The 11,054-nt window shown below is 62.9% G+C and carries 9 protein-coding genes; 6 read left to right on the top strand and 3 right to left on the bottom strand.

Annotated elements, in window-relative coordinates:
- Together AC5JJ6_RS24185 and AC5JJ6_RS24180 are read left to right on the top strand one after the other, a co-directional pair.
- Positions 1 to 1,601: terminase large subunit (locus AC5JJ6_RS24185; protein WP_496044511.1), on the top strand; the 1,601-nt coding region annotated here is incomplete at its 5' end.
- Positions 1,602 to 1,827: 226 nt separating this feature from the next.
- Positions 1,828 to 4,170, top strand: a complete 2,343-nt coding sequence (locus AC5JJ6_RS24180) for a xanthine dehydrogenase family protein molybdopterin-binding subunit (RefSeq protein ID WP_496044510.1) — start codon at positions 1,828 to 1,830, stop codon at positions 4,168 to 4,170.
- A gap of 81 nt (positions 4,171 to 4,251) precedes the next feature.
- On the opposite strand, the gene AC5JJ6_RS24175 is transcribed toward AC5JJ6_RS24180, so the two are convergent.
- Positions 4,252 to 4,929 carry an SGNH/GDSL hydrolase family protein gene (locus tag AC5JJ6_RS24175; protein ID WP_496044512.1) on the bottom strand — a complete coding sequence of 226 codons (678 nt, stop codon included), beginning with the start codon at positions 4,927 to 4,929 and terminating at the stop codon, positions 4,252 to 4,254.
- Positions 4,930 to 5,352: 423 nt separating this feature from the next.
- Here AC5JJ6_RS24175 and AC5JJ6_RS24170 point away from each other — a divergent pair, with 423 nt between their 5' ends.
- From AC5JJ6_RS24170 to AC5JJ6_RS24155, 4 genes are all read left to right on the top strand, one after another.
- Positions 5,353 to 5,901: a YgjV family protein gene (locus tag AC5JJ6_RS24170; protein ID WP_496044509.1), complete on the top strand. Its 549-nt coding sequence runs from the start codon at positions 5,353 to 5,355 to the stop codon at positions 5,899 to 5,901.
- A gap of 14 nt (positions 5,902 to 5,915) precedes the next feature.
- Positions 5,916 to 6,212, top strand: a complete 297-nt coding sequence (locus AC5JJ6_RS24165) for a terminase TerL endonuclease subunit (RefSeq protein ID WP_496044508.1) — start codon at positions 5,916 to 5,918, stop codon at positions 6,210 to 6,212.
- A gap of 121 nt (positions 6,213 to 6,333) precedes the next feature.
- Positions 6,334 to 7,056, top strand: a complete 723-nt coding sequence (locus tag AC5JJ6_RS24160; RefSeq protein WP_496044507.1) for a DUF1326 domain-containing protein — start codon at positions 6,334 to 6,336, stop codon at positions 7,054 to 7,056.
- A 76-nt stretch (positions 7,057 to 7,132) separates the two neighbouring features.
- Positions 7,133 to 7,948, top strand: a complete 816-nt coding sequence (locus AC5JJ6_RS24155) for a DUF2182 domain-containing protein (RefSeq protein ID WP_496044506.1) — start codon at positions 7,133 to 7,135, stop codon at positions 7,946 to 7,948.
- Positions 7,949 to 8,211: 263 nt separating this feature from the next.
- Here the strand turns inward: AC5JJ6_RS24155 and groL are convergent, their stop codons facing one another.
- Together groL and groES are read right to left on the bottom strand one after the other, a co-directional pair.
- The gene (gene groL / locus AC5JJ6_RS24150; protein ID WP_496044505.1) at positions 8,212 to 9,876 is read right to left on the bottom strand and encodes a chaperonin GroEL; all 1,665 of its coding nucleotides are present in this window, start codon (positions 9,874 to 9,876) and stop codon (positions 8,212 to 8,214) included.
- A gap of 50 nt (positions 9,877 to 9,926) precedes the next feature.
- Positions 9,927 to 10,232 (bottom strand): co-chaperone GroES, encoded by a 306-nt coding sequence (gene groES, locus AC5JJ6_RS24145; RefSeq protein WP_496044504.1) that lies wholly within the window; start codon positions 10,230 to 10,232, stop codon positions 9,927 to 9,929.
- Between the last annotated feature and the right edge of the window lie 822 nt (positions 10,233 to 11,054).

Below are 11,054 nucleotides of genomic sequence, written 5' to 3'. Positions count from 1 at the left end.
CGCGTTTCCTGCGCGACAAGGCCGCCGCCGAGGCAGAGGAGGGGCCTTGGGCATTTCGTCCCGATCTGGTCGAGGCAGCGCTGCTTTTCGCTGGGCAGATGCCGAACATCAAGGGACCGGAGGCCGGTCAGCCGTTGCGGCTGATGCCGTGGCAGAAGCTGGTGTTCGCCAACCTCTTCGGCTTCGTCGAGCGCGGCACCACGACCCGCCGCTTCCGCCAGGCGGTGGTCTTCGTCCCCCGCGGTAACGGCAAGACGACCCTGGCAGCGCCCATCGCGCTATATCTGACCTTCGTCGAGGGTGAGGGCGGCGCCGAGGGCTATGCCGCGGCGGTGACGCGAGATCAGGCCCGGATCCTGTTCGATGCCGCCCAGCAGATGGTCCGCAAGACCGGCGCCTTTCGGCAAGCGTTCGGCGTCGGTGTGGGCGCCAATGCGCTGTACCAGGAGGCGACCGCGTCCAAGTTCGCGCCGGTCTCCTCCGACGCCAAGGCGCTGGACGGCCTCAATGTCCAGGTGGCGGTCTGCGACGAGATCGCCTCGCACAAGACCTCCGAGGTCTATGACGTGCTGCTGACCGCCATGGGCAAGCGGCGGCACCCGCTGCTGCTCTCTATCAGCACCGCCACTGGCAATACGACAGGCATTGGCAAGCAGCTCTGGGACTATGGCGTGCGGGTGCTGGAGGACGCTCAGCAGGACGAGCGGCTGTTCACACTGATCTATGCCGCCGACCCGGAGGATGATCCCTGGGACGAGGCGACCTGGATCAAGGCCAACCCGAGCTGGGGGCAGGCGGTCCAGCCCGACGCCATTCGCGCCATTATGCGACAAGCGCGGAACAACCTGGCGCAGGAGACGGCGGCCCGGACGCGGCACCTGAACATCTGGTCCGGCGCCGATGAGGCGCTGTTCTCGATGCGCGCCTGGCAGGCGTGCCGCAGCCCCGACCTGCGGCTGGAGGAATTCGAGAGCCAGGAGTGCCATCTCGGCCTGGATCTTGCCAGCCGCACGGACTTGGCGGCGCTGGTTCTGGTGTTCCCCAAGACCAGCCGAGAGACAGGCAAGACGACCTATGTCGCCTTCGCCCGCTGCTACCTGAACGAGGAGGCGGTGCTCGAGGCACGGAATGCCTCATACCCGGGATGGGCGGCGGCTGAGCGCCTCGTGCTGACGCCGGGCAACGAGACCGACTTCCAGGCCATCGAGGACGACATCCTGGAGCTGAGCCGGCGCTTTCGCATCGTCAGCGTTGGCTATGACCCCTGGCAGTCGACGCAGCTGGCGCAGCGGCTACGGGCGCAGGAGGTCGAGATGGTGGAGTTCCGCTCAACCACTGCCAACTTCTCGCCGGCGATCATCGAGCTCGACGCTGCCATGCGCTCCGGTCGCCTCCAGCATGACGGCAACCCGGTGCTGGAGTGGTGCATCGGCAATGTGGTCGGCAAACCCGACCGGCGGGGCAACCTGTACCCGACCAAGGCGCGGCCAGAGCAGAAGATCGACGCGGCTGTGGCGCTCATCATGGCGGTCGGGCGCTCGATGACCGAGCCGGAGCAGTTCACCAGCATCTTCGAGCGGGCGGAGTTGTGGATGGCGTGATGCAGTGCTTGGGGGCTTCGGTATAAGCTCCGCGGTTAAGTCGGGCCGTTTCCGAGTAGAACATGGGTCCTTCAGGTCTGTGGTTTTGTACGGTCAAAGCATACTTTGCGCTCATGAGCAGACATGCTGCGCAACCCGGGGGCTTTGCAGATGCGGCACCTCGGACCAACTATGTGGGACGGCTGGGGGGTGCCCTGGCAGTTTGCTGCCCTATGAGGATGCCCGCATGAACGCCCCCCTCAATTCCTCGCTGCTCAAATTTGGTATTGGCCAACCCGTCTCCCGCAAGGAAGATCCGGTACTGCTACGGGGAGAAGGACGCTACACGGATGATCTTTCCCTGGCCGGACAAGTCTATGGAGTGATGGTCCGCAGTCCATATGGGCATGGGATACTGAACGGGATCGACATGGCTGAGGCAGCCGCCATGCCTGGCGTGCTGGCGATCTATACAGGGCACGATTTGGAGGCAGCTGGGCTCGGTCCTATGCCGGTCTCGGTGGGGCAGAAAAACCGTGACGGCAGCCCCGCCCGTTTGCCGAAGCAGCCGGTGATGACAACCGACAAAGTGCGCTTCGTTGGCGACCCGGTGGCCATCGTCGTTGCAGAGACTGCTAAGCAGGCACGAGACGCGGCCGAGGCTGTGGTGTTGGACATCGAGCCGCTGCCTGCAGTGACGGAGGCACGCGCCGCCGTCGCCTCGGATGCACCGCTGCTCTACGAGGACGTGCCAGGCAACCAAGTAGTGAATTTCCATTACGGCGATGCTGATGCCGTGGCGAGCGCTTTTGAGCAGGCCGCGCATGTCACCCGGCTGCACATCCGGAACAGCCGCGTAGTCGTCTCGCCGATGGAACCGCGGTCGGCGCTGGCGACCTATGAGAACGGGCGATATGTCCTGCATCTGGGCAGCCAGGGCGTCTTTGGCATGCGCGGCAATCTGTCCAAAGTGATGGGAGTAGAACCCAAGACACTGCATGTGCTGACGGGGAATGTCGGCGGTTCATTCGGAATGAAAGCCAGCGTCTACCCGGAGTATCCCGCACTTCTGCATGCAGCAAAGCAGCTGGGTCGGCCGGTGAAATGGACGGACGGGCGCACTGAAAGTTTCCTGTCTGACAGCCATGGACGTGACCACGACATGTTGGCGGAGCTGGCGCTGGATGCCGAAGGCCGCTTCCTCGCCGTCCGGATGTCCGGCTTCGGAAATCTCGGTGCATATATGAGTAACGCGACCACGTTACCTTCCACGGGCAATACCGTGAAGAACGTGGTCGGGGTGTACCGCACGCCGCTGGTGGAGGTATCGACGCGCTGCGTCTTCACCAACACCACGCCGGTTGGCGCCTATCGTGGTGCAGGACGGCCCGAAGGCAACTATTACATGGAGCGGCTTGTCGAGACTGCTGCGCGGGAGATGGGGATCGACCGGTTGGAGTTGCGACGCCGTAACCAGATTCGGCCGGACCAGATCCCATACAAGGCGCCATCGGGGATGCTTTACGACAGTGGCGACTTTCCTGCCGTTCTGGAGAAAGCGCTGGCCGCTGCCGACTGGGATGGTTTCGCCGGGCGGCGGGCCGAAAGCCGCGCGCGCGGAAAATTACGCGGCATTGGGGTTGGGCAGTATCTCGAAGTGACGGCGCCGCCCTCTAAGGAAATGGGCGGCATTCGCTTCGACGAGGATGGTGGCGTGACCATCCTAACGGGCACGCTGGACTACGGTCAGGGACATGCCACACCCTTCGCGCAGGTGCTCGTGGACCGGCTTGGCATCCCCTTCGAGCGCATCCGCTTGAGCCAGGGCGATAGTGACTTGCTGATCGCGGGCGGCGGCACGGGCGGATCCCGCTCCATCATGGCGACTGGCACGGCGCTCTCATCGGCCAGCGCATTGGTAATCGAGAAAGGAAAGGCGGCTGCGGCCCATGTGCTTGAAGCCTCAGCTGCTGATATCGAGTTCTCCTCCGGGCGGTTCAGCATCGTGGGCACGGACCGGGGGATCGGCATCCTGGAACTAGCGAAGCAACTGCGTGGGATAGCGGAACTGCCAGACGGATTACCGCGTACGCTCGATGTGTCTCACACCGACCAATATGAGGAATCTGCCTTCCCTAATGGTTGCCATGTTGCCGAGGTGGAGATCGACCCCGACACCGGCGAGGCGGCTGTGGTGAGCTACGTCACCGCCAATGATTTCGGTGTATTAGTGAACCCGATGCTGGTGGCGGGTCAGGCGCATGGCGGCATCATGCAGGGCATTGGCCAAGCTCTGACGGAGCTGACCGCTTATAATGAGGAGGGTCAGCCGCTTAGTGGATCCTATATGGATTACTGTTTGCCGCGCGCGGAGCACGCTCCGTCCTTCGGCTTTGCGAGTCACCCGGTTCCCGCGCGTACAAATGCCTTGGGCGCGAAGGGATGCGGTGAAGCAGGGTGCGCAGGTGCGCTGCCATCAGTAATGAATGCCGTTGTGGACGCGGTTGAGGAGCGGGGCATTCTGCATGTCGATATGCCGGCGACTCCTCAGAGGCTCTGGAGCCTTCTCAACTCGCGAACCCAAGCGTGATCGGCGTAAGCCACTCTGGCTCGCGGCATTCTTCTGTTGTGGGAGTCAAGGGGCGAGCAGCCGATACCCGGCAGTAGCCGGTCAGCGACCACGCTCTCCCTTGGCGAATACTTCGGAGTGGCGGCGCATAGGGTCATGCCCGACGGCCCACCTGGAGATCGCCGCCCCGATCTTTGCGCCCCCAGCTATTGAGGGGCCGGTCGGGGCGGCAAAGTCCTCGTCGCGGTCGCAGACGAGGCGCAAGTCGACGAGCGCGATGCCGTGCGCGAAAGCCTCACGGGTGATGATGTCGTTGAAGGCGGCGAGGGCCACCACGGCAACCTGACGACGACTAGGCTCGGCGAAGCGCGGGTCGTAGATCGTGCAGACCGCAAGCGGCAGGTCCAGCTTGAGGGTCGCGTCGAGCATGCCTCGGTAATCGCGGGCAAAGGCCTGGCGGATGGCAGCAATCCTGGCAAGCCCGTCGGCCACGCTGTGCGCCGGCTCGCCGAGGACGCCCTCCTGCCGTCCGGCGTCGTTACCTCCCGCGCTGATGACGAGGTGGGTGGCGTCAGGCGGTAGCCGCCCGAGTTGGCCCGGCACATCGGACGCGACCGACCCGCCTCTTGCCAGGAGCGTGGCCCGCCAGCCGCGCGGCAGTTCCCTCCGCAGCTGTCCCACGACATCAGGACCGCTACCCCGGAGGTAGCCTCCGTTGTCGAGTACGGAGTCGCCGAGAAGGATAAGGTGCCCCGGCCTGCTAGCCAGGGCCGGACCCATGGACTGTGCCCCGGACGGTCGCACGCTGGCTTTCAGCCCCAACGCAGCGATCGCACCGAGGGCCGCTCGGCGGTACGCGGGGGGCGCTGGGGCAACGGTCATCGCATGCCTCCTCTAACGGATGAGCTGGGGCAGGAGCGCAGTACTCCACGGGCGAGCCGGAACGCACGGAGCAACAGCCGGTTGTCGCAGGCTCGCCGCCGTCATCTGGCAGCCGATGCGGAGTGAGGGTAGCCGTTGGGCGTGGCGCAAAGTCCCTGGGGCTGAAGTCCACAGGGACCGCCCTGCCAGGTCGCTTTGAGTCGAAGTGGAGAAGCGATGTGCTCGACGCGCAGCAGCCATCCTCAACCTATGGTAGCTATTTTCCTCTCATGCGTGCGATATTAGCGCGGGGCTGGGGGCGGCCCCGAGGGGCAGAGGGACATGTTTGTCGATGCGCTGGTGGGTCTGTGCGGGGCGTGGGGCCTCGCCGGGTCATTGACGTGGTCGTTTGCGCGGACACGCCGAGCGATGCTTGCAATCCAAATTTCAACCGCACCAGGGTTCATCCTGCACTGGGCTCTCCAGGAGCATTGGACGGCCGCGAGCCTGACGGTGCTGACCATGCTGCTAACCCTGATCTCAGCGGCGCTCGATGGTCCGCCGAATAGCAATGGCGTTCGCGTCGCGCGCTTGCTCTACTTGGTTGCTCTGCTGCCAGTGGCGGCACTGACGGCGTGGTCTTGGGAGGGGTGGCACTCGCTGTTCGCGGCGCTTGGGACGACAGTCGCCTGCTGCGGCCGCTGGCAGACCGACAAGGCCCGGTTCCGCGCCCTGATCCTCGCCTGCTCGGTGCCCTGGTTCGCACACAATCTCTCGGTCGGATCGGTCCCGGCGATGGTATCGGATCTCTTTTTGATGGGACGCGGTGCTTGGCTTGCGTTGCGCAATCGTCCCCAGGCGGTACCGATGTCGGCCGCGACGGCGGCCTAATTTTATACTATCGGGTGCTGGAATGGAGAGACCTTGTCCTTCCCCGGCCGACGCTGCAGAACTTTAGCGAGGCAGTCATCGAGTTCGATGCTGCGATGCGCTCGGGCCGCCTCCAGCATGACAGTAATCCGGTGCTGGAGTGGTGCACCGGCAACGTCGTGGGCAAACCCGATCGCCGGGGCAACCTATACCCGACGAAGGCGCAGCCGGAGCAGAAGATCGACGCTGCCGTGGCGCTTATCATGGCAGCTGGGTGCTCAATGACCGAGCTGGTGCAGTTCACCAACATCTACGAGCAGGCAGAGTTATGACCCGCATGATGCTGTGCACAAAAGCTTCGCAGCGATCAGGGGATTAAGTTGCAGTTAATGACGTCTATTCGCCTATATAGTTCGTTAGGGACCATAGACCGTTGCCCAGTGGTGAACAGGCATGGTGTATGCGCGGTACGCCGGACTTTGTGACTCCAGCGCTGCGTTGAGAAGTGCAGCCTCTCAAATGAGATCGACAGCGATGGAGGGCGTCGCAATGGCTGCAGGCAAGAAGTGGCAGCTCACCGGAGATTACTTCGAAACTTGCAGCTGCGATGTGGTCTGCCCATGCCTAATCTCGGCTGCCTCACCACTGACAGCACGACCGACGCAAGGTGTCTGTGACGTGGCACTCGCATTTCATATCGAGAAGGGCAGATACGACGGAACGCCGCTTGACGACCTCAATGTGGTCGTTGCCGGCCACGTCCCAGGCGCCATGGCGGACGGCGGCTGGACCCTGGCCGTCTATTTCGACGAGCGAGCCGACGAACGCCAGAGCGCGGCGCTCGAGGCCATTTTCAGCGGCACCGAGGGCGGACCGATGGCGGCCTTCGCCCCTCTCGTGGGGACACATCTTGGAATCAAGAAGGTGCCGATCCTGTATAGCGTCCAGGGCAAGACTCGCTCCGCCGAAATCCCCAGCGTCATGCAGATGTCGGTCGATCCGCTACCGACTATGCACCCAGGCGGCGAAATCTGGACCTCGGCGGGCCATCCCGTGGCACCGGACAGGCTCGCGCTTGCCGTAGGAGGCACAGGTAGTACCTTCGCCGATCACGGTATGCGCTGGAACAACTCTGGTAAGAATGGACACTACGCCCCGATCAGTTGGTCCAGCTAGTATCCGCGGCACAGGCTTGATGTCGACCCCGGGCAATCGCACTACGGATTGTGCTCCGGCCAAGGTGCCAGCGGCCATGTCACTCACAGCGCAACGCAACGCCATTCTTGTTCTGCTTCTCGTCCTCGCGGCCGCTGCTTGGGGGCTGCTGGCTTGGCACGCAACGGACCCCGACATGGCGATGGAGATGGTAGCCTCTTCGCCTACCATGGGCCTGCAGGCACCGCTGTTCCTAGCGATTTGGGTGACAATGATGGTCGCCATGATGTTTCCTACCGCTGCGCCCATGATCCTCGCCTTCAACCGGGTTCAGGCGGACAGGCGGCGCCGAGGCCGAGCCTTCGTGCCGACCTGGATATTCGTCGGCGGTTACATGGTAATCTGGATCTTGGCGGGTTTGGCCGCCTACTTGGGGGCAGTAGTAGCCGAGGAAGCTGCGACCCGCTTGGGGCTGTCAGCAGTCACGACCGCTCGCATTGGTGGAGCCATCCTCATTGCTGCGGGACTCTACCAACTCACGCCTCTCAAGGACATCTGCCTGTCGAAGTGCCGAACGCCGCTCGGCTTCATCATGACCTCCTGGCGTGACGGGATGCTTGGGGCTCTGCGGATGGGCCTAGTTCACGGGGGATGGTGCCTTGGTTGCTGCTGGCTTTTGTTCATTATCCTGTTCCCGCTTGGAATGATGAACATCGCCGCAATGGCAGCCATCACCGTTCTCATCTTCGCTGAGAAAAGTTTGCCCTGGGGCCTTTGGGCGGCTCGAGCCGTGGCCGCAGTCCTGGTTATCTACGGCGCTATAGTGATCGTTATCCCCGACGCGTTGCCGACTTTCCCGCCTGGAGCTGGTATGGCCACGAGTGTTGATGTCGGCATAAAAATGCCGAAGTAGTCTCCGGCCGGTCGGGCATTCTCCGCCACGTCACGACGCGCTGCTGCATGCTCTGGCATTGTTGGACAACAAGCCGGCGTAATTCTCCCTGCCGAGCGTCACGCTGCGGTACGCTGGCTGTGGTAGTATGGGTCCGAGCCATGCCGCCCCCTTGGAGCCGGCACGCCTGCTTCCCCAACTGCTCGTTGAGCCAGCTGCTAATACTCAAACGAAAGGGCAGGCTTTGCAGCCTGCCCTCAAGAGTTCGCGCAGCGTCGTAAAGGTTAGAAGTCCATGCCGCCCATACCACCCATACCACCCATACCACCCATACCACCGCCCGGAGGACCGCCTGCTGCTGGCTGCTTCTCCGGACGCTCAGCGATCATGGCTTCGGTCATGATCAGCAGCGCAGCGACCGATGCTGCACCCTGTAGTGCCGTGCGCACGACCTTGGTCGGATCGATGATACCCGCCGCCACCAGATCCTTGTAGGTGTCGGCCTGGGCGTCGTAACCGAAGGCATAGGTGTCGTTGCGCAGCACCTCACCTGCAACCACGGCACCGTCCTGGCCGGCATTCTCGGCGATCTGCCGCAGCGGCGCTTGCAAGGCGCGGCGGACGATCTCAATGCCAACATGCTGATCATTGTTTTCGGTCTTGATGTCGCCTAGCGTCTTTGACGCACGGGCGAGCGCGACACCACCACCGGGTACAATGCCCTCCTCGACCGCGGCGCGGGTTGCATGCAGCGCGTCGTCGACCCGGTCCTTGCGCTCCTTCACCTCAACCTCGGTCGAGCCGCCGACGCGGATGACGGCAACGCCGCCGGCCAGCTTTGCCAGGCGCTCTTGCAGCTTCTCACGATCGTAGTCCGAGGTGGTCTCCTCGATCTGCGCCTTGATCTGGCTAACCCGACCCTGGATAGCGTCTTTGGCCCCCGCGCCATCGATGATCGTGGTGTTCTCCTTCTCGATCCGCACGGTTTTGGCAGTACCTAGCTGAGCAAGGGTCACGCTCTCCAGCTTGATGCCGAGATCTTCGGAGATGACCTCACCGCTGGTCAGGATGGCAATGTCTTCCAGCATCGCCTTGCGGCGGTCACCGAAGCCCGGCGCTTTCACGGCCGCGACCTTCAGACCGCCGCGCAGCTTGTTCACCACCAGGGTGGCCAGCGCCTCGCCCTCGACATCCTCGGCAACGATGATGAGTGGGCGGCCGCTCTGAACTACCGCTTCGAGCAATGGAAGCATGGGCTGCAGGCTCGAAAGCTTCTTCTCGAATATGAGGATGTAGGGATTTTCCATCTCCGCGGTCATCTTCTCCGCGTTTGTGATGAAATACGGGGAGACGTAACCACGGTCGAACTGCATGCCCTCGACGACATCGAGTTCGGTCGTGACGCTTTTGGCCTCCTCGACCGTGATGACTCCCTCGTTGCCGACTTTTTCCATCGCTTGGGCGATCATCTCGCCAATCTCGTAGTCGCCGTTGGCCGACACCGAGCCGACCTGGGCCACCTCGGCGGAGGTATTGATCTTGCGGCTGTTCCTCTGCAGCTCCTCAACGACCACCGTGACAGCCTTGTCGATGCCGCGCTTCAAATCCATCGGGTTCAGGCCGGCGGCAACCGATTTCGCCCCCTCACGAACGATCGCCTGGGCGAGCACGGTCGCGGTGGTGGTGCCGTCGCCAGCGACGTCACTTGCCTTCGAGGCGACTTCGCGCACCATCTGCGCGCCCATGTTCTCGAACTTGTCGGCCAGCTCGATTTCCTTGGCGACGGTCACGCCGTCCTTGGTGATCCGCGGAGCGCCGTAGCTCTTGTCGAGCACCACATTGCGGCCCTTGGGACCAAGGGTGACTTTAACCGCATCGGCCAGGATATCGACACCGCGTAGCATACGCTCGCGCGCATTGGCGCCAAATCTAACATCTTTCGCAGCCATGTTTCATTCCTCTCTGGTATTTGCTTCAGCGTGGGTTGTTATCCAGCGGCTTACTTCGTAGCGGCGCTGCTCGCGAGAACACCCATAATGTCGGCCTCTTTCATAATGAGAAGCTCCTCACCATCGAGCTTCACCTCGGTGCCCGACCACTTGCCGAACAGGATGCGGTCGCCGGCCTTCACGTCGAGCGCGCGCAGCTCGCCCTTGTCGTTCAGCGTGCCGGAGCCGACGGCGATAACCTCGCCTTCCTGCGGCTTCTCCTTGGCCGTGTCGGGGATGATGATGCCGCCGCGGGTCTTCTCCTCGGCCGTCACGCGACGGACGAGAACGCGGTCATGCAGGGGCCGAAAGCTCATGCGTTTTCCTCCTAAAATTTCTTATCGATTGTCTCGCTGGGCGTGAGGGTGTCCGCACGGCCTGTTGGCCCGCTAGCACTTCACTGCGGCGAGTGCCAAAACCTACGCCTGTCGGCGGCACACGTCTAGGCTATCGCAGCGCCAAGGCTGCCGGCCTTCGCCAAGCCCTAGTCCGCTCCCCCTCGCTTGCATATCATGTTCTTTTGTCGAAACTGAATGCTCTGTGGCGCGTGTCACAGCGGAAGGCCCGTGAGAAACGCTATGACGGACCGACGGCCGCACTACGCCTCAGGCGCGGAGCGAGAAGCGGTAGAAACCCGGTACAGCCCGGCGGCCAGTCTGATGGTAATGACAAACCAGTTGTTGCTCAGTGCGCGTACACGACGATTTGGAGCAACGGCACGGCCAGTGTGATATCTTTGATCGCTGCCCAAAGATGGTCGGACGCCATCAGTCTCCGGCAGACCCAGATGGATCAAACCAGTCTTGCCGGTGACGGTTGCGCAATGCGTCGTGACCAGCTTAGTCTCGTATCAACAAACATAGTCACAGGGATCCTTCGTCCCGGTGGCCAAGATGCGCAAGCGCGATGAGCTCGCAGGGATGGCGCCTGTCCCTTGCAAACGCTTTGAATTGTTTGACGCAGAGTAAAAGCCTGGGGGAAGCAATGACCAATCGTGACAAGAGTGACCGTATTGTCCACGAGGTCGGCGGTGCTGACCAGCCCCCATCGAGTGGTCCGCATGCAATTTAGTGGAGCATGGCGGCAGGCGGTACTGACCCGGTCGGGTTCGGGCGGTGGAGCGGCACTGGCGGTCCCGG

Source organism: Skermanella sp. (assembly GCF_059503625.1).
The sequence above is the reverse complement of the archived record's forward strand: the minus strand, read 5'-3'. Positions and strand labels throughout refer to the sequence as shown.

Excerpts from the sequence above, each read along its gene's own strand:
- groES (WP_496044504.1), bottom strand. The coding sequence starts at position 10,232 with ATGAGCTTTCGGCCCCTGCATGACCGCGTTCTCGTCCGTCGCGTGACG.
- AC5JJ6_RS24170 (WP_496044509.1), top strand. The coding sequence starts at position 5,353 with ATGTTTGTCGATGCGCTGGTGGGTCTGTGCGGGGCGTGGGGCCTCGCC.
- AC5JJ6_RS24160 (WP_496044507.1), top strand. The coding sequence starts at position 6,334 with ATGGTGTATGCGCGGTACGCCGGACTTTGTGACTCCAGCGCTGCGTTG.
- AC5JJ6_RS24155 (WP_496044506.1), top strand. The coding sequence starts at position 7,133 with ATGTCACTCACAGCGCAACGCAACGCCATTCTTGTTCTGCTTCTCGTC.
- groL (WP_496044505.1), bottom strand. The coding sequence starts at position 9,876 with ATGGCTGCGAAAGATGTTAGATTTGGCGCCAATGCGCGCGAGCGTATG.
- AC5JJ6_RS24180 (WP_496044510.1), top strand. The coding sequence starts at position 1,828 with ATGAACGCCCCCCTCAATTCCTCGCTGCTCAAATTTGGTATTGGCCAA.
- AC5JJ6_RS24175 (WP_496044512.1), bottom strand. The coding sequence starts at position 4,929 with ATGGGTCCGGCCCTGGCTAGCAGGCCGGGGCACCTTATCCTTCTCGGC.